Origin of the sequence: Halomonas huangheensis (assembly GCF_001431725.1) — a bacterium.
Lineage (GTDB): Bacteria > Pseudomonadota > Gammaproteobacteria > Pseudomonadales > Halomonadaceae > Halomonas > Halomonas huangheensis.
Map to the genome: position 1 here is coordinate 1,596,716 of NZ_CP013106.1, position 22,109 is coordinate 1,618,824.

Sequence of the window (22,109 nt, forward strand, 5' to 3'; positions counted from 1 at the left end):
AGAGGAGAAGGGCATGACCCAAGTGGTGATCAGCGGTAGTGGGCTCTTTACCCCCGCAGAAGCAATCGACAATGATGCACTGGTGGCGTCGTTCAATGCCTGGGTAGATGCCGAGAATGCGCGCAACCATGCGGCGATCGATGCAGGGGAAGCAGCACCGCTGGAGCACTCGAGCAGTGAATTCATCGTCAAGGCGTCTGGTATTCACAGCCGCTATGTCATGGATGCCGAGGGTATTCTCGATATCGAGCGTATGCGGCCGCGCTTGAACGCTCGTAACAACGAACAACCCGGCGTGCAGTGTGAAATGGGCATGGTCGCAGCGAATGAAGCGCTGGACAATGCCGGTATCAAGGCCGAGGACATCGACCTGTTGATCGTTGCCTGCTCCAATCTTGAGCGTGCCTATCCTGCCGTGGCAGTAGAGCTTCAGGCGCGACTCGGAGCGGGTGGTTATGCCTTCGACATGAATGTGGCCTGCAGTTCGGCGACCTTCGCCATCGAGATGGCAGCTAATGCGATTCGGACAGGGGCCGCGCGTCGTGCGTTGGTCGTCAATCCGGAAATCTGCTCGGCGCATCTCAATTTCCGTGATCGAGATAGTCACTTCATCTTCGGTGATGCCTGTACCGCGCTGGTACTTGAAGATGCGGAGCTGGCGACCAGTGATACGTGTTTTGATGTCGTCGGCACCCAGCTGGTGACGCAGTTCTCCAATGCCATTCGCAATAACGCCGGATTCCTCAATCGTGTCACCGACTCGGATCCCATGGCGCTGGACAAGCTGTTCATTCAGGAAGGGCGTCGGGTCTTCAAGGAAGTCTGTCCGCTGGTTGCTCAATTGATTCTCGAGCAGCTTGAGACGCTGAAAATTGTGCCCCAGCAGCTATCACGTCTCTGGCTGCATCAGGCCAATCGGCATATGAATGACTTGATTGCGCGTCGTGTTCTTGGTGAGGCGCCAGGCGAAGCGCAGGCGCCGATTATCCTGGATCGATACGCCAACACCAGTTCAGCGGGCTCGATCATTGCCTTTCATCTGCATCACCGTGATCTTGAATCCGGTGACATCGGGGTGGTGTGTTCGTTCGGAGCGGGATACAGTGCCGGCAGCGTGGTCCTGCGGCGTAGATAACACGCGCAGTTAACAATAGTGTCGCGCCATGGGTAATGACCGCCTTTGATACAATCGGTAGTCGGCGCTAACCATGACGGTGACATGGATAGGCAAGGGAGGCAGTCGTAAGATGGAAACGACAAGAGGCGCAAGTCTGAGCAAACGGAACCGCCGTGGCATCATCGTGATGGCCACTGCCGCGGCAATCGGGATCAGTGGCTGTGCCTCCACCGGTGTGTCGAGTGAACCGAACCCGGCTGACCCTTGGGAAGGTTTCAACCGTAAGGTATTTGCCTTCAATGATGTGCTGGATCGATACGCGCTAAGGCCAGCGGCCCAAGGCTATCATTTCGTAACACCGGATCCTCTGGAGCGTGGTGTTACCAACTTCTTCAATAACCTTGGCGAGATTCGTACGGCGTTCAACAGCTTGCTGCAGGGCAAGCCGAGTAACGCTGGAGTGGCCTCAACCCGTTTCCTGATGAACTCGACCTTCGGGCTGGCCGGTTTGCTTGATCCGGCTACCCATGCTGGATTCGTCGCCAATGACGAGGATTTTGGTCAGACTCTGGGAGTGTGGGGCGTTCCAGAAGGGCCTTATGTGGTTCTGCCGTTCTATGGCCCGAGTACCGTACGTACTGCTACAGGCTTGCCGGTGGACTTCTACACCTACCCGTTGACCTATGTCGAGAATGATACCGTACGTTATTCGTTGCGTGCTCTGGAGCTGCTCGATGCGCGAGCGCAGTTGCTGAGTCAGGAAGACCTGTTGCGCGGTGATCGTTATAGCTTCATTCGTGATGCCTGGTTGCAGCGGATGCGCTTTGAGGTCAATGACGGTGAGATCGGGGATGACACTTTCATCGACGATGATTTCGACTACGACGAAGATGCCTTCGCCGAATAAAGGCATGCCCATGTGCGCGGCTAGATCTCTGATCGGTGTGATTGACCAGCCTGGTGAGCATCGCGATGCGTTGGTTGATGCGATTGCCCGGGATGGTCTTGCTGTCTTTGCAGTTGATGAGGCTGGCGAACTACCGGACAACATTGTGCTGGTGGTAGCCCACGCGCGAGCGGTTCCCAGTAGTGACTGGAAGGCGCTGGCTGATCGCTGGCCGACTCTGGTGGTTACGGGGGATCGCCGTGATGACGATCTGCTCAAGGCGGTGGATGCCGGATTGGTCGATTATGTTATCGATCCGTTGCGTCACGCGCATTTGCTGCGACGCATGATTCGCCGGGTGGTAGAGGTCAACCGTCTGGCCGATGAGCGTAAGCGGGATCATCAGCGCCTGGCCGAGCTGAACGAGAGTCTGGAGACCCACCTTGCCATGTTGCGTCTCGACCAGCAGGCCGGCGGGCAGATCCAGCGTCGGCTGCTGCCGCCTCGTCCACAGCGGCTCAACGGGATCGAGTGTGACTACTGGTTGGCGCCGTCGCTGTATTTGTCCGGCGATTTTCTGGATATTCAAGCCTTCGACGAGCGCTATACGCTTTTCTATTTCGCCGATGTCTCTGGTCATGGGGCTTCGTCGGCTTTTGTCACAGTATTGCTCAAGTACTTGTTCAATCGCTGGCAGAATGAGTGGGATGGTCAGGCACCTGAGCTGGTGGCGCCGCGCTGGCTCGATAACTTGAATCGCGAATTGCTGGATACCGGCATCGGCAAGCACGCCACGGTATTCGTCGGTGTCATTGACCAGCAGCGCAAGTACCTTCACTATTCGCTCGGCGCGCAGTTGCCGATGCCACTGCTGAAAACAGCGCAAGGCGCGACGCCATTGTCTGGCCAGGGAATGCCGGTAGGGTTGTTCCCGGAGGTGGAATATCCTCAACTTGGCTGTACACTACCCGACGACTTCACTCTATGGCTGTGTTCCGATGGCGTGCTTGAATGTCTTCCGGGCGCTGGCCTGGACGCGCGCCTGGCCGAACTGCAGGCTAGAGTGGAAAGCAGCAACTCATTGGATGAGATGCGCCAGAGCTTCGACCTGGGAACCCTGTCGAGCGATGAAGAGGCACTCGATGACCCGACAACGGGGCGTGAAGAGTTGCCTGATGACCTGACTATCATGATGGTTAGCGGATTTCGCCATGAAAGTGTATGAAGGCCGCCTGAAAGCGGCGGTCGACTCCGGTGTGTTCATCCTCAAGTTGTGTGGTGATGTACGCCTGACGTTGTGTGCCACTCTTGATCATCAGGCGCAATTGCTGGCCGAAACACCTGGCCTGCGTGCGGTGATGATTGACTTGCGTGATACCACCAATGTGGACTCTACGGCCCTGGGCTTCCTCGCCAAGGTGGCCATGGCGTTGCGTGGCCGTCTGGAACAGCCACCGACCATTGTCGCCGATAACCCGGACGTCAAGCGCATGCTTGAGGTCATGGGCTTTGCTTCCTTCTTCACGCTGGTGGAACAGCCGATTGCGGAGATCGAGGAGCTGGAGGAATTGCCTGAGTTGCAGGCTGATGAGGCAGGGCTGCGTGAGCGCATTCTCGAGGCCCACCGTATTCTGATGCGTATGAACGAGCACAATCGCGAGGAATTTCAGCCGCTGGTCGAGATGCTGGAGTCTCAGCAGGCGAACGGCCACGAAGTCTAACTCGTCTCTGGTACGTCTACGAGCTACGAGCGGCATATTGAGGTGGTGCCGCGCGTAGCTCGTAGCTTCTCTTACCGCCTTATACCGCCTTACTGATTGCGCAGCTCGCTCAGAAGCGTCTCCAACTTGCGCTGGTCGGCCATGAACTTGCGGATACCCTCGCTGAGTTTCTCTGTCGCCATGGCGTCTTCGTTGAACGCCCAACGGAATTCCTCTTCACTCTGCGGCTCGGGAGTCTGTGTCTCGGCATCGCAAGGTGATAGACGACGTTCCAGGGTCCCGGTTTGTTGTTCCAGCTCTTCAAGTAGTCCAGGCGAGATAGTCAGACGATCACAACCGGCAAGGGCGGTGACTTCACCAATGTTGCGGAAGCTGGCGCCCATCACGATGGTGCCATAGCCATGGCCCTTGTAGTGGTCGTAGATCTGTTTGACTGATTGCACGCCAGGATCACGATCACCAGAGAAATCGGCATCTGGATTCTGGGCCTTGTGCCAGTCGAGGATGCGGCCGACGAAGGGGGAGATCAGGGTAACACCGGCATCGGCACAGGCCTGTGCCTGGGCAAAGCTGAACAGCAGCGTCAGGTTGGTCCGAATGCCTTCACGCTCAAGTGTTCTGGCGGCACGAATTCCTTCCCAGGTCGAGGCGACCTTGATAAGAATGCGCTCGGCAGGCACGCCATGGCGGGCATAGCGCTCGAGTAACGAGTGAGCACGGGATAGGGTGGCTTCGGTATTGAACGACAGTCGGGCACTGACCTCGGTGGAAACATAACCGGGCACCAGCGCACTGATCTCCGTGCCGATCTCTACTGCAACGGCATCCAGTGCATCGTCGATATCGTTGGCTTCACGGGCGATAGCGGCAAGACGTGCACGACGCTCACCGTGCTGGGCTGCCTGCAGAATCAATGAGGGATTGGTGGTTGCGTCGGTTGGGGCAAAGCGGCGAATGGCATCCAGGTCACCGGTATCGGCAACCACTGTCGTCATGGCTTTCAGTTGGGAAAGTAGATCTGCTGCCATCGAGAGAGTCCTCCGTGGTTGGGCTTCCCATACTCTAACAAGGCACTGTGACCGGCGACAGTCGGCCAAAGGCTACTATCGCCAATTCTGGACGCTTGACGGTATCTGATCAGACTGGCGTCACATATACCTGTTGTCATGAGCTGACGCAGGTTTTTCCTGAAGATGAGGGGGAGCGTGGCGGTAGCGCTGTCCTGAGTTATCATTAGTTGCCTAAGTGTGGTGTTTCACAAGATTGTTGATGCTGGCGTTTCCTCAGGGAGAGCCTGGGCAGGAGCATTCTCTTGTGTGGATCACACTACCATTCGTTATCTGGAGGTTGCGTGTCTCTGAATGCTCGGCGTGTTTCGCTGCTGGTAGCAGCCAATACTGCTCTGGCGCCTTTTGCCATTGATGCTTATCTTCCCGCGATGAAGTCGCTGGCGGACTCGGTGGGCGCCAGTGTTCATCATACTGAACTATCGCTGAGCAGCTTCCTTGTCGGCTTTGCACTGGGACAACTGGTGTGCGGTCCATTGTCAGACCGTCTGGGTCGTAAGCCTGTACTGCTTGGCGGTCAGGTAGTGTTCATGTTGGCCAGTTTGGCGATTATCTTCGTCAATACCTTGCCGGAACTATTGGTGCTGCGTTTCATTCAAGCGTTGGGAGGAGGGGCCTGTGTGGTCAACTCGGCGGCTATTGTGCGCGATTGTTTCAGTGGTCGTGAGGCGGCGAAGGTGATGTCGACCATGGCGATGATTCTGATGCTGGCGCCTCTGGCTGCCCCAGCAGTCGGCAGCATGTTGCTGTATGTGGCCGACTGGTGGCTGATCTTCCTGTTCCTCGCTGTTTATGCGTTATTCCTGATGTGGTTGCTGAGTGTCCATTTGCCGGAAACGCGAGCTCCAGGTCTGCCAGTGGCGTCGCCACGTCAGGTGTTGCGTAACTATGTCAGCGTGTTGGTAGACCGGCGAGCCATGGGCTATATCCTCGCGACCTCGATGGCGTTCGCCGGGATCTTCGCCTTCGTCACCTCATCGCCGTTCCTTTACATGGAGTATTACGGACTGAGCCCAGCGGTGTATCCAGTGGTGTTCGGTGCCAACGTGCTGGTCATGGTGCTGTCCAATCGCGTCAATATTCATCTGCTGCGCAAGCGCAGTCCTCAGCAGAACCTGCGCCTGGGGTTGGCGATTCAATGGTGTGCCGGCGTGGCGCTGGTGGTGTTGGTGCTCAGTGGCAATGATTCGATCTATACCGTGGTGCCGCTGGTGATGATGTTCCTCGGTGTGATGGGCCTGATCTCGCCGAACGCCATTTCCTCACTTCTGGACCGGTTCAGCCATATGAGTGCTACTGCCACGGCATTGCAGGGCTGTATTCAGTTCAGTTGTGGCGCTTTGGTCGGAGTTCTTGTCACTGCCTTTGAAATCGACTCTGCCTGGCCGATGGTTGTGGCAATGCTCAGCGTAGCAACGATCGGTAACCTGAGTCTGAGGGTACTGGCGCGCAACGATGGCATCCCGGAGCGCAGTGCCAATGCTTGAGTGGCTATGTGATTTTTGGCAGGGCTGGTGGGTGTGGAGCGAATTAACGCCGCTGAACTGGCTGGGAGTGGGGCTGGCGTTGGCGTTGGGAGCCTTCGTTCAGCGCACCACCGGATTCGGCATGGCGGTGGTGGGAGCGCCGCTGATTCTGTTGGTCGCGCCACGCCTGGTGCCGGTGGTGCTGGTCTTCTACGGCTTGTTGGTGTCTTGCCTGGTGGTGAGGCGCTATTGGCAGCAGGTCGAGATGCGCGATATCTCCACGGCACTTATCGGCAAGGTTCCGGGAACGATACTCGGTGTCTGGTTGCTGGTGATCGCGCCCATGGCAATACTCGAGTTGCTGATTGCAGGCATCGTGCTCTTCGCCGTTGTCGTGACCCTGTTTCGCTGGCGTCTGCCGGTCAATCGCGTATCGATGTTCGGTGCTGGTTTCGTATCGGGTATCTTCGGCAGTGTGGCCGCGATTGGTGGGCCACCGATGGTATTGCTGATGCATGGCATGCCTATGGAGCGCTTGCGTGGTAACCTGGCGGCCTTCTTTCTGATCTCATCCATCATGACCCTCGCTGCGCTGGCCACCATGGCCGGTCAGGTCCACTTCTGGACGCTGGGCGTCAGTTTGAGCTTCTTGCCATTGGTGGTGGCAGGGCATGCGTTGGGGGCGGTGCTGGCCCCTTATATTCCGCGTGGGCTGTTGCAGGCAGGCTCGCTCGGGCTCTGCGCGTTGGCTGCGTTCAGTTTGCTGGTAAAGGCGTTGGGGTGAGGCTGCTGGCCAGCAGTGGCCAGCAGTGGCCAGCAGTGGCCAGCAGTGGCCAGCAGTGGCCAGCGACGAGCGACGAGCAACCCGAAGCTCTTTGCGGACGAAAAAATGCGGTTCCCGGGTAGTTGTCATGAGTCTGTCATCTTTCTGCGGCAATGTTGGCGTCGCGAAGGTTGACCACTTCTACCTTACAGGGAGCTACCTATAATGAATCGCATCCTCAAGACTACCGCCATTGCTGCTGCCGTGATCGGCGTGGTTGGTGTTGCTCAGGCTCGTGATCAGGTCCGTATCGTCGGTTCGAGCACGGTTTATCCGTTCGCCAGCTATGTTGCGGAAGAGTTCGGTGCCACTACCGAGTTCGCGACTCCTGTCATCGAATCCACCGGCTCCGGTGGCGGTATCAAACTGTTCTGCGCCGGTGTAGGTGAAGGGACTCCCGATATCACCAATGCTTCACGTCGCATGAAGCCGACAGAGTTCGAGACCTGTGAAGCTAACGGTGTGACCGATATCACCGAAGCCTTCATTGGTTATGACGGCATCGCTTTTGCACAGTCCGCGGACAACGAGCCGATGGATGTAACTCGTGAGCAGTTGTTCCTGGCGCTGGCTGCCAAGGTGCCGGTCGATGGTGAGCTGGTCGACAATCCCTACCAGAAGTGGAGCGATGTCGATTCTTCACTGCCGGATCGCAAGATCTCCGTCTATGGTCCGCCCACCACGTCCGGTACCCGTGATGCGTTCGGTGAGCTGGTCATGGAAGCCGCCTCTGAAGGCATGGAAGCCTATGCTGGTGAAGGCTATACCGATATCCGTGCCGATGGCGCCTTTATCGATGCCGGAGAGAATGACAACCTGATTGTTCAGCGTCTCGCTGAGAACCGTGATGCCTTCGGTATCTTCGGCTACTCCTTCCTCGAGGAAAATGCAGACACCCTGATCGGCTCCAATGTCGATGGTGTGGCACCGACGCCCGACGCCATTGGTTCCGGTGAGTATCCGGTGTCTCGTTCGCTGTTCTTCTACGTCAAGAACCAGCATGCAGAAGATGTGCCGGCCATGAGCGAGTACGCCAATCTGTTCATGAGCGAACAGATGATTGGTGATATCGGCTATCTGAAGGGAATTGGCCTGATTCCGGCGCCAGAAGATACGCGTGGCGAAGCGCGTGCCGCGGTAGAAGGGCATGACCAGCTTGAGCTGGCCGATCTGAGTGAGTAAGGCGTAAGCCTCAACCACACCGGCCGGCAGCCTCACAGGTTGTCGGCCGGAACACGTTCTGGCGAGCCGATGCTCGACAGGGCATAGAACACCGAGAGACACCAATGCAGACCAATCAACTGCTGGCCATGTTCTGTGGCGCACTCCTGGTGCTGGGTCTGGTCGCTTACCTGCTGGGACGTTCGAAGGCGACGCGAGTACGCGCCTCGGGCACCGCGATGTATGCCCAGCCTGATCAGTATGCCTGGTTTACCGTACTGTCGACTGCTGGTCCCGCACTCGCGATAGGCGCGATTGCCTCCTTTATCATGCTGCTGTTGGGTGCCGATATCCCGCCGATGCTGTTATTGGCGAGTTGCCTGGCCATTGCCTGTGTCGGTCTGGTAATCGGCATCAATATGGTGCGCCCCGATTTTCATGCGCGTCAGGCTATTGAAAGGGTGATTCGCTTTATCCTTGCTGGCGCAGCGATGATTTCCATCTTCACCACCCTGGGCATTCTGCTGTCGATCGTCTTCGAGGCGGTGCGCTTCTTCAACATGCAGAACTTCTGGGACTTCATCACCGGTACCGTCTGGAATCCCGGTGCCAGCTTCCTGGAAGCGGCTGGACGTGCGGAGGAGGGCGCTACAGCAGCCCAGTTCGGTTCTGTTCCGTTATTCGCCGGTACCTTCATGATCACCTTCATCGCCATGTTGGTGGCGATTCCGGTCGGTCTGTTGTCGGCCATTTACATGTCCGAGTTTGCACCTCAGCGAGTACGCACCGTATTCAAGCCGGTACTGGAAGTTCTGGCGGGTATCCCCACCGTTGTGTATGGCTTCTTTGCAGCGATTACCGTGGCTCCGATCATCGTCGCCGTCGCTGGTTTCTTTGGTCTGGAAGCATCCTTCAACAACGCGCTCGCGCCAGGCATCGTGATGGGGATCATGATCATCCCGTTCATCTCCTCGTTGTCCGATGACGTCATCAACTCGGTGCCGGACAGCATGCGTCAGGGCTCCCTGGCGTTGGGCCTGACCCGCGGAGAGATGATTCGTGACATCGTGATTCCGGCGGCCTTGCCCGGCATCATCTCTGCATCACTGCTGGCGGTATCCCGCGCGCTGGGTGAGACCATGATTGTGGTAATGGCGGCGGGTATGCGCCCAAACCTGAGCTTCAACCCGTTGGAAGACATGACCACAGTGACGGTGCGTATCGTAGCGGCGCTGACCGGTGACCAGGAGTTCGGTAGTGCAGAGACGCTGTCGGCCTTTGCCCTGGGGCTGGTGTTGTTTGCCGTGACTCTGACGCTCAACCTGGTGTCAGTGATCATGATTCGTCGCTTCCGCGAAAAGTATCGCGTCAACAACCTCTAAGGTCGTGGAGCCAAGCCAATGAGACAATCTTTCGACGATATAAGCGCCCAGCTCCGCGCTCGCCATCGCAGGTCCACGCGTTTGAAGTGGACTTCCATGGGTGCCCTTGGACTGGCGGTACTATTTCTGGTGCTGTTCTTTGCCGATATGACCGTCAAGGGCCTGCCGGCGTTTCAGCAGGCCCAGATTCAGGTTGAAATCGACTATTCGGAGCAGGCCAGCCAGTTGCCACTGGCGGCAGTCAATGAGGATGTACGGCGCCTTGTCAGCCGTGGATATCTGCGGCTGATTCCGGGACGTATGCGAGATAACCCTGAGCTGCTCGGTACCAGGCACATGGAGTGGGTACTGGCGGATGGCCAGGTTGATCAGTACCTCAAGGGACATCACACGCGCCTCTCCGCCAATGAGCAGGCGACTGTCGAAGCACTGAAGCAGGAAGGGCGTGCGGAACTGCGCTTCAACACCACCTTCTTCACCAATGGAGATTCGAAGATGCCCGAACTGGCCGGTATTGCGTCGGCCGCAATGGGCACGGTCTTCACGCTGCTGGTGACTATCGCGGTGGCCTTCCCGATTGGGGTAATGACGGCGGTCTATCTGGAAGAATTTGCCCCGGACAACCGCTTTACTCAGCTTATCGAGATCAACATCAACAATCTCGCGGCCATTCCGTCGATCCTGTTTGGTCTGTTGGGGCTGGCGGTCTTCATCAGCTTCTTTGGTGTGCCGCGTTCCTCGCCAGTTGTCGGTGGTCTGACATTGGCACTGATGACGCTGCCGGTGATCATCATCGCCACTCGCACCGCTCTGCGTAGCGTTCCAGACTCGATCCGTCATGCAGCGTTTGGCGTTGGCTGCTCTCGCTGGCAGGTGGTGCGCGATCATGTGCTGCCACTGGCGATGCCCGGGATCATGACCGGCTCGATCATTGGTCTGGCACAGGCGATGGGTGAGACTGCGCCGCTGATCATCGTCGGTATGGTGGCCTTCATCCCTGATGTCACCAACTCCTTTACCGAAGCAGCAACGGTGCTGCCGGCACAGATATTTACCTGGGCCGGGGAGCCGGATCGTGCCTTTATCGAGAAGACCTCGGGCGGCATTCTGGTGCTGTTGGCCGTACTGGTGACGCTGAACGCGACCGCTGTGGTGCTGCGCAAGAAATTTGAGCGTCGTTGGTAGCGGCGTCATCACACAGGATAAACTGCTATGAATATCAAGGTTGCCCAGCGCGGAGAGAACGTGATGAAGCAGGATCAACCGGGCCAGCCAGTCACGCGCAATGACGATGCCAACCACGAGCTGAGCATTCGCGTACGTGATCTGGACCTGTGGTACAGCGATTTTCACGCGCTCAAGTCCATCGATATGGATTTGTATCAGAAGAACGTTACCGCGCTGATTGGCCCTTCTGGGTGCGGTAAATCCACCTTCCTGCGTTGTCTCAATCGCATGAATGATCTGATACCGAGTGTCAGGATCAAGGGCTTGATCGAGATGGATGGCCGCGATGTCAATGAGGCCAGAATGGATGAGGTGGCACTGCGTCGCCGTGTGGGAATGGTATTCCAGAAGCCCAACCCCTTTCCCAAGTCGATCTATGACAATGTTGTCTATGCGCCACGCATGCATGATCTGGTCAGCCGCAAGGCCGATCAGGACGAGCTGGTCGAGCGGGCGCTGCGTGATGCTGGGCTTTGGGAAGAGGTCAAGGACAAGCTGCATCAGCCGGGCACCTCGCTGTCTGGTGGTCAGCAGCAGCGTCTATGCATAGCGCGGGCGATTGCGGTACAGCCGGATGTGATCTTGATGGACGAGCCGACTTCGGCACTGGATCCAATCTCCACCGCGACCATTGAAGACCTGATGGACAAGCTCAAGCAGCAGTTCACCATCATCACCGTGACGCATAACATGCAGCAAGCGGCACGCGTGGCGGATTACACCGCGTTCTTTCACCTCGGTGAAGTGGTGGAGTACAACGACACCAAGACCATGTTCTCCAACCCGAATACCAAGAAGGCCGAGGACTACATTACCGGCCGCTATGGTTGATGCGATTGGTGCTGTGGATGAAGTGAACAGGGGGAAGCTTCGGCTTCCCCCTGCTGCGTGTGAGCCCTGTTATTTGTAAGTTCTGTTATTTGTAAGTTCTGTTACTTGTGAGTCCTTTACTTATAAGTACTTTACTTACAAATACTAGGAACTCGCAGCATCATGGCCGGCACTTTGCCGACGGAGTCCTCGCATGGCCCACAGACCCAGTATCGGCCCAGGTAACAGCAGCCAGCTGACCGATAGTTCGATGCTGGTCCATAGCTGGCTACCCAGCCAGATGCCGGGCAGGGTGCAGGCAAAGCCGATGGCATTCATGACCGCCAGCGTAGCGCCGACACGCTCACGTGGCGCCGCTGCCGAGGCCAGCGCCGAGAACTGTGCGGAGTCAGCAACGACGCTGAAGCCCCATAGCCCGAGCAGGGCAAGCAAAAGCCATGGAGAAAGGTTGCCCAGCAATGGGTAGACAAGACACAGGCAGCCGGACGTTGCCAGTGCCAGACTGGCCATGCGCCGACTACCGTAGCGCCGACTGAAATACCCGGCAATGATGGAGCCGGGCATGCCGAGCGCGATCACCGTGAAGGACAGCCAGGCAATCCAGCCCGTCCCCAGTTCCAGACGGGTGATCTCTCGGGATACCAGCAACGGTACCAACAGCCAGAAGGCATACAGTTCCCAGCAGTGGCCGAAGTAACCACCGGCGGCACCACGAAAATTGCGATCTTTCCAGGCGGACAAGCCCTCGGCAAGACTAACTCTTGATGAGGATGATGGTAGGTGCGGACCATCACCCAACCAGCGCACCGCGACACCGCCGGCAACGGCCAATAGGGAAGTCAGCGCCAATGTCCATGCCCAGGGAAGTGCCAGCGTCAGGCCGCGAACCAGATGGGGCATGGCGGTGCCGAGCGTCAACATACCGACTAGCCAGGCGAGCGCAGCACCCGTATGGCGAGGTGTCCAGCCGATGACCAGTTTCATGCCCAGCGGATAGATACCTGCGAGGCAGAAGCCAGTAAGCCAACGGAAGATCAGGGCAAGGACGGGCTGCTCGATCACCGCCACCATTGCCAGATTACAGGCGGCGCCCAGCAGACTGGAAAACAGAAATACTCGACTGGCGCGGAAGCGATCGGAGAGCCCGGTGGTGGCAATGAACAGGGTGCCGAGGATAAATCCCAGCTGTACGGCGATGGTCAACTGACCGAGAGTGGCCTCGCTGAGCCCGACTTGCGTCGTGAGAGTATTGGCTACGCCATTGATGCTGAACCACAGTGACGTACCGCACCACTGAGCAACGACGATAACCGGTAACGCAAGGCGGTGGCGTGGCAGCATGGGACCTCGGCAGACAGACTTGGGAGCCGGCAGGGAAAACCCTGCCGGGAACTCATCATACCTGGAAGGCTATTGGATCGGGAGAAGAGATCAGTCGATCAGCTCGACCGCCACTGCGGTCGCTTCACCACCACCAATGCAAAGGCTTGCGATGCCACGTTTGCCGCCGCGTAGACGCAGTGCGTGGATCAGAGTCGCGATGATACGTGAGCCGGTCGAACCCACCGGATGTCCCTGAGCGCAGGCGCCGCCGAAGACGTTGACCTTGTCGTGGGGCAGGCCGAGGTCATCCATCGCCATCAGCGTGACCACTGCGAAGGCTTCGTTGATCTCGAACAGATCGACATCTTCCGCCTTCCAGTCGAGTTGCTTGAGCAGCTTGTCGATGGCTCCCACCGGAGCAATGGTGAATTCGCTGGGATGACGCGAATGGGTCGCATGACCCAACATGCGGGCCAACGGCTGGGCACCAAGGCGCTGAGCAGCCTCGCCGGAGGCGAGAATCAGCGCCGAGGCACCATCGGAGATGGAACTGGCGTTGGCCGCGGTGATGGTGCCATCACGCGAGAAGGCGGGGCGTAGGCTACGGATACGGTCGAGTTTGGCCTGGAAGGGTTGTTCGTCGTGTTCGACAATCGTCTCGCCCTGACGAGTACTGATCGTGACCGGAGCCATTTCGGCATTCAGATGTCCGGCCTCAGTGGCCTGCATGGCGCGCTCCAGAGAGGCAATGGCGAAATCGTCCATGCGTTCGCGACTGTACCGCCGATCATCGGCAACCTGCTGGGCAAAGCTACCCATCAGTTTGCCGGTTTCGGCATCTTCCAGCCCATCGTAGAACATGTGATCCTTCAACTCTCCATGTCCCAGTCGGTAGCCGCTGCGTGCTTTGGTCAGGATGTGCGGAGCGTTGGACATCGACTCCATGCCTCCCGCCAGCATGACCTCGCCGCTGCCGGCTCTGATCAGGTCGTGTGCGAACATGGCCGCCTTCATGCCCGAGCCGCACAGTTTGTTGATGGTCGTGGCACCTATGCTATCGGGAATGCCTGCCTGGCGCATGGCCTGACGCGCGGGGCCCTGCTTGATACCGGCGGGCAATACACAACCCATGATGCCTTCGTCGATGTTGTCTGCGGTAATACCGGCGTTCTCGACGGCGGCGCGAATCGCGGTGGCGGCCAGCTCTGGTGCCGTCAGTGAGGCGAGTGAACCCAGCATTCCTCCCATGGGGGTGCGGGTGGCGGATAGAAAGACAATGTCGCGTTGGCTCATGGCGGGATCTCCTCGCGGCTCTGGATTCTCCCGATGTTGCGTGGGGGAATGGCCGAATTGTGCTTGTGGTCTATGCCTGGCTGAGGCTGTGACAGAGCAATGGCAGGCAAGATCCAGATGTCTTTCAGTGTGGTTCAGTGCCGCTGAAAGTGCTCGTTGGCTGCTGCTTCATTGACCCTGGCGGTACGCTATGCTTTGCTCATCAAAACCAAGCAAGCGCTAGTGTAACTGCGGATGAATGTAATGAATGACTCGCCCCGCCGCAAGGAACTCACCCGTCTCGCCGCTCAGCTTTTCGTCCAGGAAGGTTTTGATCGCACCACTGTGCGGATGCTGGCGCAGGAAATGGGTATCAAGTCCGGCAGCCTTTTCCATCATTTCCGCGACAAGCAGGAAATTCTGGCCGTTGTGATCGAGGAGGGCACGCAGAACGCATTGCTGCTTGCTCGGCAGGCACTCGGACGTAGTGACTCCGATCCGTTGGCGCGGCTTCATGCGCTGGCCAGGGCCCACCTCGAAACACTACTGACCGATCGCAATGCTCACGTGGTGGCACTGTACGAATGGCGGCGCCTCGATGGCGAAGCCCGTGAGCACCTTACTCATCTGCGTGATGCTTATGAACAGCTGTGGAACGAGGTCATTGATGACGCGATCCAGGCTGGATTGGTCAAGGGAGATGGACCCCTGGTCGCACGGTTTGTTCTCGGAGCTCTCAATTGGACAGTGCGTTGGTATGACCCGGATGGGCCACGTCAGCCGGATCAACTGGCCGACGAACTGGTGTCCATGATCACTCAGGGCCACTGATTCGCTGTAACCTTCATACACTGGTCATGCCTGGTCTCCGACCATGGTCCAGGCGAGGCGTCCTTGTGTGCTGGTTCGGAAGGTTCTAGCTTGTAATCGGCGCTTGCAAAGTTAACGTTTACGTCAACGGAATATGCGGCGCGAGAGCGCTGAAGCTATCCGACAATTACAGCACCGGCCCAGCAATCGTAGAACCAGTCCAACAATTACTATTCATGAGGACATCACATGACCAGCCAAACCAGCCCGAGCGGCGCAGCCGACTATGCCGAATATCTGACCGATTTCCGTATCGAGGACGTGATTGCACGCCTCGATGACCATGCGGATGGATGCTTCAACGCTTATGAGTCCTGTTGTGGCAAGCATGTGCGCGCGGGAAGAGGGAATGTCGAGGCGCTTGTCCATGAAGCGATGGATGGGACCGTCACTCGGCTGACCTACGCTGAGCTCGATTCAAGCAGTGCTCGATTGGCAGGCTGGTTGGCGCAGCGGGGTATCGGGCGCGGTGATCGCGTGGCCTGCATGTTGCCGCGCTCACCACAGTTGCTGATCGCAGTTCTGGCCAGCTGGCGATTGGGGGCGGTGTATCAACCGTTGTTCACTGCGTTTGGATCGGATGCGGTGGAATTCCGTCTGGCGCGAGCCGATACGAAGTTGGTGATCACCGATACTGCCAACCGCAGCAAGTTTGATACGCTCTCCACTTGCCCTCCGGTGTTGTCTGTCGACGGCCCCGATAGCACTCATCAGGAGGATCTGGACTGGTCTGTGGCGATGGCGAGCCCTGCACTCGCGACGCCACCACCACGCTTACCGAGCGACGCTCCCTTTCTGCAGATGTTCACTTCCGGTACCGTCGGCAAGCCCAAGGGTGTCGCGGTTCCATTGTCGGCTCTGGTGGCGTTTCATCTCTACATGGAACTGGCCATTGACCTGCGTGAGGATGATTGCTTCTGGAACATGGCCGATCCCGGCTGGGCCTACGGGCTCTACTATGCGATTACCGGCCCCTTGCTGCTGGGCGTTACTACCCATTTCTGTGAAGCCGGCTTCTCCGCCGAAGGCGCTCTGGCCTTCATGCAGCGCCACGCGATCACCAACTTTGCCGCCGCTCCTACCGCCTACCGCCTGATGAAAGCCTCCGGAATCTTCGAGCAGGCCGAAGCCGGACTGTGTCTGCGGGTCGCCAGTTCTGCGGGGGAGTCCCTCAATCCCGAGGTCGTCAACTGGGTGGCGAAAGCACTGGGTTGTCCCGTCATGGACCATTATGGTCAGACCGAAACCGGCATGGTCTGCAACAACCATCACCGATTGGAGCATGTGCGCGAGCATGGTGGTATGGGAGTGCCGATGCCGGGATATCGGCTGGTGGTGCTGGATGCCGAGTATCGAGAGTTGCCTGCGGGTGAGCCGGGCGTACTGGCGGTGGATGTGGCGCGCTCACCGGTGATGTTCTTTTGCGGATATACCTGGCAGGAGAAGGATCCCTTCGTGGACGGCTATTATCTGACCGGTGATGTGGTGGTGGGTAACGAAGACGGTAGCTTCCAGTTTGCTGGACGCGATGACGATATCATCACCACGGCGGGGTATCGCGTGGGCCCCACCGATGTCGAGAACTCGGTGTTGACGCATCCTGCAGTCGCGGAGTCGGCTGCGGTGGGCCAGCCGGATGAGATTCGTGGCGAGATCATCAAGTCCTATGTTGTTCTGCGCGACGGTTTCGAGAGCAGCGATGCACTGGCGGAAGAGATTCGCCAGCAGGTACGAGAGCGGCTTTCGAGCCATGCCTATCCCCGCATTATCGAATTCGTCGATGCCCTACCCAAGACCCCGAGCGGCAAGATTCAGCGCTTCAAACTACGGGCAGATGCCGCCTCGGGAGCATGAATTGTGCTGTCTCGGCGAGAGTGGTCGTCGGGAAGCAGTTCCAAGGAGTGAATAACGATGTACATAGCGTCTAGAACCTTCCTGATTACCGGTGCTGCTTCAGGGCTCGGTGCAGCCTGTGCCGAGCGACTGGTTGAGGAAGGGGGGCGGGTAGTGCTCTGCGACCTCAGTGATGCCATCGAGGATCTTTCCGCGCGACTGGGAGCGGCGGCGATTGCCGTGCGTACCGATGTCACTTCGGCTGAAGACATGCAGGCGGCGGTTGACGCGGCAGTAGCTCATGGCGGTGAGAAGGGGCTGGCGGGTGTGATTCACTGCGCCGGAGTGGTCAGTGTCGCCAAACTGCTGGATCGGCAGGGACAACCGGCGGACCTCGAGGCATACGCGCGCACGGTACAGATCAATCTGGTCGGGACCTTCAATGTCATGCGACTGGCAGCGGCTGCCATGGCGGCCAACTCATCTGGAGAAGACGGTGAGCGCGGGGTAATCATCAATACCGCTTCGGTGGCTGCCTTCGATGGGCAGGTCGGACAGTGCGCCTATAGCGCCTCCAAGGCAGGAGTCGTCGGCATGAGCTTGCCGGCGGCACGTGAGTTGTCGCGCCATGGTATTCGGGTGATGGCAATTGCACCCGGGGTATTCGAGACGCCGATGATGGGCGATATCCCGGATGATGCGGTAGCCGCGCTGGAGCAGGCAGTGCCTTTCCCCAAGCGTCTTGGCAGACCCGAGGAATTTGCTCGTCTGGCGGAACAGATCATCACCAACCCGATGTTGAATGGTGAGGTGATTCGTCTGGATGGTGGAATCCGCATGCAGTAGTGGCGGATTATTGATGAATTTGAAACGAACGCTTGACCAGGGCTCGTTGGACCCGCTATTTTCAAACGAATGTTTGAATGGCGACATCGAGTGACGGCAATGCCCCAGCTCGCCGCCAGCTTTCGGCTACGTTGGTCGCTTTGACCGCACAGGAGTACAACAATGCCCGACTATCAGGCCCCGCTACGTGATTTGCGCTTCGTCATGGACGAGATGCTCGACTACCCTGGTCACTATGCTCGGTTGCCGGGGCTTGAGCAGGCCTCCCCGGACATTGTTGCGGCAATCCTCGAGGAAGGCGCGCGTTTCTGCCGCGAGGAGCTGCTGCCTCTGAACCAGGTGGGAGACCGTCAGGGATGTCGGCTGGAGAATGGCGAGGTCAAGGCGCCGGAGGGCTTCCGCGATGCCTATCAGCGCTATGTTGAAGGTGGCTGGCCGGGATTGGCCGGGGATCCTGAGTACGGTGGTCAGGGCCTGCCCCAGTCATTGGCGATGGTGCTCTCGGAAATGGTCTGTGCTACCAATCTGGCCTGGGGAATGTATCCCGGGCTCTCGCACGGTGCCGCTGATGCATTGCGGGCACACGGGACCGAAGAGCAGAAGACCACTTACCTGGCCCCGTTGGTCGAAGGAATCTGGACGGGCACCATGTGCCTGACGGAACCGCATTGTGGTACCGACCTCGGCTTGATCAAGACACGTGCTCAAGCCAATGCTGACGGCAGCTATGTAATCAGTGGCACCAAGATCTTCATTTCTGCTGGCGACCATGATCTAGCCGACAACATTGTGCACCTGGTGCTGGCCAGGTTGCCGGACGCTCCTCAAGGCTCGAAGGGCATCTCGCTGTTCATTGTTCCGAAATACCTGCCGAATGCCGAAGGCCAGCCGGGTGAACGTAATTCGGTCGCCTGTGGTTCGCTGGAACACAAGATGGGCATTCATGGTAATGCCACTTGCGTGATGAACTTCGATCAGGCCACTGGTTTCCTCGTCGGGCAGCCCAACAAGGGGCTGTCGTGTATGTTCACGATGATGAATGCAGCACGTATCGGCGTCGGTATTCAGGGGCTGGGTGTGGCCGAAATGAGTTTCCAGAATGCCCTGAGCTACGCACGTGACCGTTTGCAGATGCGGGCGCTGTCCGGGCCGAAGGCCGCCGATAAACCCGCGGACCCGATCATCGTGCATCCTGATGTTCGCCGTATGTTGTTGACCCAGAAGGCCTTTGCCGAGGGCGGTCGCATGTTGGTGCTGTACGCGGCGCAATTGGTGGATGTTACCGAGCATAGTGATGATGCGGCTGAACGTGAGCATGCAGAGACACTGTTGGGATTGCTGACGCCGATCGTCAAGGCCTTCCTCACCGAGGTGGGGTTCGAGGCCGCCAATGAAGGTGTGCAGATATTCGGTGGTCACGGCTTCATTCAGGAATGGGGAATGGAGCAACTGGTGCGCGATGCGCGTATCACGCGTCTCTACGAAGGTACCACCGGTATCCAGGCGCTGGACCTGCTGGGTCGCAAGGTGTTGATGAGCCAAGGAGAAAGCCTCAAGTTGTTCACCCGTGAGATTCACCGTTTCTGCAAGTCAGCGGCAGACGATGAGTCGCTGAAGGGCCTTGTCGAGCCGTTGTCGCGCCTCAATGCCGAGTGGGGAGAACTGACCCTCGATGTTGGCATGCGCGCCATGCAGGATCGCGAGGAAGTGGGGGCAGCCAGTGTGGATTACCTGATGTACTCCGGTTATGTGACCCTTGCGTATCTGTTTGCTCGCTCGGCACAGGTGGCGCAGCAGGCGTTGGCCTCCGAGCCCTCGGATGCCGCCTTCTATCGTGCGCGCCTCGATACCGCGCACTTCTACTTCCAGCGTCTGCTGCCACGCACTCGTGCTCATGCACAGATGATCAAGGCTGGCGCCGAGTCGCTGATGGCCATGGATGCCGATGATTTCGGTTTGGGGTTTGAGATATAAGTGCCTGGCTCACCTTGAAATAATTACTCTCTCGGCCGGGTCTGGCCAGTGGTTTGGCGGCAGGTTTCTCCTGCCGCCTTTTTTATGCTTCGCTCCCGGCTGTGACTCGGTACCGGGATGATGGCAGCCGGTTATCGTTTACAGCCTTCCTCCGGCGCAGGATCATGGTGGCTGGACTCCGAGTATTGCGAGGCAGGACGATGACATCTCCTTCTGCACTTTCCCTCAAGATTCGCCCCGAGCGTGCTGCTGATGCGGCCGATATCCGCCATCTTGTCGACCAGGCCTTTGCCGGTGCTGCTCATGCCAGTGGCCATGAGGCACGGATCGTCGAGAGCCTGCGTGATGTCGGAGTATTGACGTCCTGGGTGGCCGAGATCATCGAACAGCGAGGGAGCCGCCTTGTCGGCCAGCTATCGCTGTCGCCTGTGAGTATCGGGGCTGTCGATGCCGGATGGTTTGGCCTGGGGCCGATAGCGGTGGCGCCTGCGCATCAACGGCAGGGGATCGGCGCCCGCATGGTCGATACGGCGCTCGAGCACCTGCGCCATATCGGCGCATCAGGGTGTGTGCTGGTCGGAGATCCCGGCTGGTATCAACGCTTCGGGTTTCGTACCGCGACCGGGATGCTCTTCGCCGATGTGCCCGCCGAATATCTTCTGGTGTGGCCGCGGAGGGAGGAGTGGCCGCATGGACAGCTGAATTATCATCCCGCGTTCATGGCCGCTTTGGGTTGAGTTCTCGCTGATGCCACGGATATCTGTGACAAGGGCCATGGAGGGCTATGCATGATTCACCGGATTACCCCTGATCTACACATCGAAACCCTGGACCAGAAGCATGTCCGCACATTGTGGTTGGCGGTGGATGATAGCCGCAGTAGCTTGTGCACCTGGTTACCCTGGGTGGACAGCACGCTCAGTCGCGATGACACCGAAGTCTTTGTTACGGCAGCTCGAACGGAGCGACGACTGGGCACTGCCTGGCATTTTGCGATCATCGAGTCGCAGACGTTGATCGGTACCTGTTCCTTCAACCGTATTGTCAAGGAGCATCGTTGGGCATCGTTGGGTTACTGGCTACATCAGCAGCACGTCGGCAAGGGAGTGATGACGCGGTGTGTCGCTGCGCTGGTGGACATCGGCTTCAGCGAACTGAGCCTACATCGACTGGAAATTCGTTGTGCCGTGGGTAACCGGCGCAGTCGCGCTGTTGCTGAACGGCTCGGATTCGAGTTCGAGGGGTGTCTACGCGAGTGCGAGTGGGTCAACGGTCAGCCGCTGGATCATAGGGTCTATTCACGTTTACGCCAGTGATGCCCTGTGCTGGAAGAACGGGGGTGTGAAGAGCGGGGGTGTGAAGAGCGGGACGGCTGTCAGGCCCAGCGTTCCTCGGAAGTGAAGGCCACCGTGAACCAGCGCCGTTGAGGAGGAATCGATAGCCGTGAGGATATCTCCTCGCGGATCTCATCCATCTCGATCACGCCGCGTCCGGCGGAGAAATCCGGGCAAGTGACGATATGGATCTCGATGAAGTGCCCACGACCACTCTTGGCTACATGGCTGTAGTAGTACAGTACTCCATCGCGTTGCATTACGCCTTCCATGGCAGCCTGGACCTCACGGTCGACAGCGCTGGGGGCGATCAGGAAGACCTCTTTCATTGCACGGCGAATGATGCCGATCGGTACCGGGATGAAGCATAGTGTCAGTACTGCCAACAGCGCGGAGTCGACATAGGGTGTCCAGTGAGCGAGTTGTGTATCCTGGAGCAGCATGGCGATGATGAATGCCAGCAGAAGCGCTGCGGTGATCATCGCGGCCATCAACCAGTTCTTGTGATCAATGCGCAGAAACTCGGAGTCGGCGCGACGATTGATTCTCTTGAGATAGCCTGCCATGGCACTACAGATGATCACCACGACCAGTGCATAGAGCATGGCTGCGCCGATCTCCAATGGATGCCCGCCGGACAGTAGCCCACGAATGGCATTGAGAAACGCATAGAAGCACAGCAGTAACAGAATCGAGCCGTTGAGAGCAGCCACCATCGGTTCGAAGTGCCAATAACCATGCTGGAAGCGTCGTGAGGCCTCTTTTACCGCCAGCCGCGAGACGAGTAGCGCTAATCCCGACATGGCCGCATCAATGGTCGAGAAGACACCGTCGAACAGAATCGACTGCGAGCCCGCGTAAAGACCGACCGCAACACCTAGACCGGCGACCAATAAGGTCATGACAATAGAAATCAACAGGGCGCGCTGTTCCAGTTTGGCTTGCATGGCTGGTTCTCGAATTCCTCGTCAGGCAA

The 22,109-nt window shown here is 58.2% G+C and carries 20 protein-coding genes; 16 read left to right on the forward strand and 4 right to left on the reverse strand.

The genetic code is table 11. The features are described 5' to 3' along the window. Nucleotides 1–13 precede the first annotated feature (13 nt). The 4 genes from AR456_RS07155 to AR456_RS07170 all read left to right on the forward strand — a co-directional run bounded on the left by AR456_RS07155 (nucleotide 14) and on the right by AR456_RS07170 (nucleotide 3,724). Nucleotides 14–1,135, forward strand: a complete 1,122-nt coding sequence (locus tag AR456_RS07155) for a beta-ketoacyl-ACP synthase III (protein ID WP_021820697.1) — start codon at nucleotides 14–16, stop codon at nucleotides 1,133–1,135. 112 nt (nucleotides 1,136–1,247) lie between these two features. Then, nucleotides 1,248–2,024: an MlaA family lipoprotein gene (locus tag AR456_RS07160; RefSeq protein ID WP_021820698.1), complete on the forward strand. Its 777-nt coding sequence runs from the start codon at nucleotides 1,248–1,250 to the stop codon at nucleotides 2,022–2,024. A gap of 10 nt (nucleotides 2,025–2,034) precedes the next feature. Further along, entirely contained in the window at nucleotides 2,035–3,228 is a 1,194-nt protein-coding gene (locus AR456_RS07165; RefSeq protein WP_021820699.1) for a PP2C family protein-serine/threonine phosphatase, read from the forward strand. Beyond that, the gene (locus AR456_RS07170; protein WP_021820700.1) at nucleotides 3,215–3,724 is read left to right on the forward strand and encodes an STAS domain-containing protein; all 510 of its coding nucleotides are present in this window, start codon (nucleotides 3,215–3,217) and stop codon (nucleotides 3,722–3,724) included. Before AR456_RS07165 ends, AR456_RS07170 begins: the two co-directional genes overlap by 14 nt. Nucleotides 3,725–3,813: 89 nt before the next feature. On the opposite strand, the gene tal is transcribed toward AR456_RS07170, so the two are convergent. Continuing rightward, the gene (gene tal / locus AR456_RS07175) at nucleotides 3,814–4,752 is read right to left on the reverse strand and encodes a transaldolase (protein ID WP_021820701.1); all 939 of its coding nucleotides are present in this window, start codon (nucleotides 4,750–4,752) and stop codon (nucleotides 3,814–3,816) included. A 323-nt stretch (nucleotides 4,753–5,075) separates the two neighbouring features. Between tal and AR456_RS07180 the strand changes: the two genes are divergently transcribed. The 6 genes from AR456_RS07180 (at nucleotide 5,076) to pstB (ending at nucleotide 11,681) form a co-directional block, all read left to right on the forward strand. Then, nucleotides 5,076–6,278: a Bcr/CflA family multidrug efflux MFS transporter gene (locus tag AR456_RS07180; RefSeq protein WP_021820702.1), complete on the forward strand. Its 1,203-nt coding sequence runs from the start codon at nucleotides 5,076–5,078 to the stop codon at nucleotides 6,276–6,278. Beyond that, the gene (locus AR456_RS07185) at nucleotides 6,271–7,041 is read left to right on the forward strand and encodes a sulfite exporter TauE/SafE family protein (protein WP_021820703.1); all 771 of its coding nucleotides are present in this window, start codon (nucleotides 6,271–6,273) and stop codon (nucleotides 7,039–7,041) included. The genes AR456_RS07180 and AR456_RS07185 overlap by 8 nt, the downstream gene beginning before the upstream one ends. Before the next feature lie 204 nt (nucleotides 7,042–7,245). After that, entirely contained in the window at nucleotides 7,246–8,262 is a 1,017-nt protein-coding gene (locus AR456_RS07190; protein ID WP_021820704.1) for a PstS family phosphate ABC transporter substrate-binding protein, read from the forward strand. Between the two features lie 104 nt (nucleotides 8,263–8,366). Next, nucleotides 8,367–9,623 (forward strand): phosphate ABC transporter permease subunit PstC, encoded by a 1,257-nt coding sequence (gene pstC, locus AR456_RS07195; protein ID WP_021820705.1) that lies wholly within the window; start codon nucleotides 8,367–8,369, stop codon nucleotides 9,621–9,623. Nucleotides 9,624–9,641: 18 nt separating this feature from the next. After that, nucleotides 9,642–10,808, forward strand: coding sequence for a phosphate ABC transporter permease PstA (gene pstA, locus AR456_RS07200; protein ID WP_031208701.1), 1,167 nt, complete (start codon nucleotides 9,642–9,644; stop codon nucleotides 10,806–10,808). A gap of 63 nt (nucleotides 10,809–10,871) precedes the next feature. Further along, nucleotides 10,872–11,681 carry a phosphate ABC transporter ATP-binding protein PstB gene (pstB, locus tag AR456_RS07205; protein WP_031208702.1) on the forward strand — a complete coding sequence of 270 codons (810 nt, stop codon included), beginning with the start codon at nucleotides 10,872–10,874 and terminating at the stop codon, nucleotides 11,679–11,681. A gap of 144 nt (nucleotides 11,682–11,825) precedes the next feature. Here pstB and AR456_RS07210 read toward each other — a convergent pair whose 3' ends face one another. Further along, on the reverse strand, nucleotides 11,826–13,022 hold the full coding sequence (locus AR456_RS07210; RefSeq protein WP_021820708.1) for an MFS transporter: 1,197 nt from the start codon (nucleotides 13,020–13,022) through the stop codon (nucleotides 11,826–11,828). A gap of 90 nt (nucleotides 13,023–13,112) precedes the next feature. Then, nucleotides 13,113–14,297: an acetyl-CoA C-acyltransferase gene (locus AR456_RS07215; RefSeq protein WP_021820709.1), complete on the reverse strand. Its 1,185-nt coding sequence runs from the start codon at nucleotides 14,295–14,297 to the stop codon at nucleotides 13,113–13,115. Between the two features lie 243 nt (nucleotides 14,298–14,540). Here AR456_RS07215 and AR456_RS07220 point away from each other — a divergent pair, with 243 nt between their 5' ends. From AR456_RS07220 to AR456_RS07245, 6 genes are all read left to right on the forward strand, one after another. After that, on the forward strand, nucleotides 14,541–15,107 hold the full coding sequence (locus AR456_RS07220) for a TetR/AcrR family transcriptional regulator (RefSeq protein ID WP_021820710.1): 567 nt from the start codon (nucleotides 14,541–14,543) through the stop codon (nucleotides 15,105–15,107). Nucleotides 15,108–15,335: 228 nt separating this feature from the next. Further along, a complete protein-coding gene (locus tag AR456_RS07225) occupies nucleotides 15,336–17,000 on the forward strand; it encodes an AMP-binding protein (protein ID WP_021820711.1) in 1,665 nt (554 codons plus the stop codon). 57 nt (nucleotides 17,001–17,057) lie between these two features. Continuing rightward, on the forward strand, nucleotides 17,058–17,825 hold the full coding sequence (locus AR456_RS07230; protein ID WP_021820712.1) for an SDR family NAD(P)-dependent oxidoreductase: 768 nt from the start codon (nucleotides 17,058–17,060) through the stop codon (nucleotides 17,823–17,825). A gap of 162 nt (nucleotides 17,826–17,987) precedes the next feature. After that, on the forward strand, nucleotides 17,988–19,799 hold the full coding sequence (locus tag AR456_RS07235) for an acyl-CoA dehydrogenase C-terminal domain-containing protein (RefSeq protein ID WP_021820713.1): 1,812 nt from the start codon (nucleotides 17,988–17,990) through the stop codon (nucleotides 19,797–19,799). Nucleotides 19,800–19,999: 200 nt separating this feature from the next. After that, entirely contained in the window at nucleotides 20,000–20,536 is a 537-nt protein-coding gene (locus AR456_RS07240; protein WP_021820714.1) for a GNAT family N-acetyltransferase, read from the forward strand. Nucleotides 20,537–20,587: 51 nt separating this feature from the next. Then, the gene (locus AR456_RS07245; RefSeq protein WP_021820715.1) at nucleotides 20,588–21,115 is read left to right on the forward strand and encodes a GNAT family N-acetyltransferase; all 528 of its coding nucleotides are present in this window, start codon (nucleotides 20,588–20,590) and stop codon (nucleotides 21,113–21,115) included. 59 nt (nucleotides 21,116–21,174) lie between these two features. Here the strand turns inward: AR456_RS07245 and AR456_RS07250 are convergent, their stop codons facing one another. After that, a complete protein-coding gene (locus AR456_RS07250; protein ID WP_021820716.1) occupies nucleotides 21,175–22,080 on the reverse strand; it encodes a cation diffusion facilitator family transporter in 906 nt (301 codons plus the stop codon). Nucleotides 22,081–22,109: the final 29 nt, after the last annotated feature.

Bases quoted from the DNA above. Each gene is read 5' to 3' on its own strand.
- AR456_RS07155 (WP_021820697.1), top strand. From the start codon at position 14: ATGACCCAAGTGGTGATCAGCGGTAGTGGGCTCTTTACCCCCGCAGAA.
- AR456_RS07160 (WP_021820698.1), top strand. From the start codon at position 1,248: ATGGAAACGACAAGAGGCGCAAGTCTGAGCAAACGGAACCGCCGTGGC.
- AR456_RS07165 (WP_021820699.1), top strand. From the start codon at position 2,035: ATGTGCGCGGCTAGATCTCTGATCGGTGTGATTGACCAGCCTGGTGAG.
- AR456_RS07170 (WP_021820700.1), top strand. From the start codon at position 3,215: ATGAAAGTGTATGAAGGCCGCCTGAAAGCGGCGGTCGACTCCGGTGTG.
- tal (WP_021820701.1), bottom strand. From the start codon at position 4,752: ATGGCAGCAGATCTACTTTCCCAACTGAAAGCCATGACGACAGTGGTT.
- AR456_RS07185 (WP_021820703.1), top strand. From the start codon at position 6,271: ATGCTTGAGTGGCTATGTGATTTTTGGCAGGGCTGGTGGGTGTGGAGC.
- AR456_RS07190 (WP_021820704.1), top strand. From the start codon at position 7,246: ATGAATCGCATCCTCAAGACTACCGCCATTGCTGCTGCCGTGATCGGC.
- pstC (WP_021820705.1), top strand. From the start codon at position 8,367: ATGCAGACCAATCAACTGCTGGCCATGTTCTGTGGCGCACTCCTGGTG.
- pstA (WP_031208701.1), top strand. From the start codon at position 9,642: ATGAGACAATCTTTCGACGATATAAGCGCCCAGCTCCGCGCTCGCCAT.
- pstB (WP_031208702.1), top strand. From the start codon at position 10,872: ATGAAGCAGGATCAACCGGGCCAGCCAGTCACGCGCAATGACGATGCC.
- AR456_RS07210 (WP_021820708.1), bottom strand. From the start codon at position 13,022: ATGCTGCCACGCCACCGCCTTGCGTTACCGGTTATCGTCGTTGCTCAG.
- AR456_RS07215 (WP_021820709.1), bottom strand. From the start codon at position 14,297: ATGAGCCAACGCGACATTGTCTTTCTATCCGCCACCCGCACCCCCATG.
- AR456_RS07220 (WP_021820710.1), top strand. From the start codon at position 14,541: ATGAATGACTCGCCCCGCCGCAAGGAACTCACCCGTCTCGCCGCTCAG.
- AR456_RS07225 (WP_021820711.1), top strand. From the start codon at position 15,336: ATGACCAGCCAAACCAGCCCGAGCGGCGCAGCCGACTATGCCGAATAT.
- AR456_RS07230 (WP_021820712.1), top strand. From the start codon at position 17,058: ATGTACATAGCGTCTAGAACCTTCCTGATTACCGGTGCTGCTTCAGGG.
- AR456_RS07235 (WP_021820713.1), top strand. From the start codon at position 17,988: ATGCCCGACTATCAGGCCCCGCTACGTGATTTGCGCTTCGTCATGGAC.
- AR456_RS07240 (WP_021820714.1), top strand. From the start codon at position 20,000: ATGACATCTCCTTCTGCACTTTCCCTCAAGATTCGCCCCGAGCGTGCT.
- AR456_RS07245 (WP_021820715.1), top strand. From the start codon at position 20,588: ATGATTCACCGGATTACCCCTGATCTACACATCGAAACCCTGGACCAG.
- AR456_RS07250 (WP_021820716.1), bottom strand. From the start codon at position 22,080: ATGCAAGCCAAACTGGAACAGCGCGCCCTGTTGATTTCTATTGTCATG.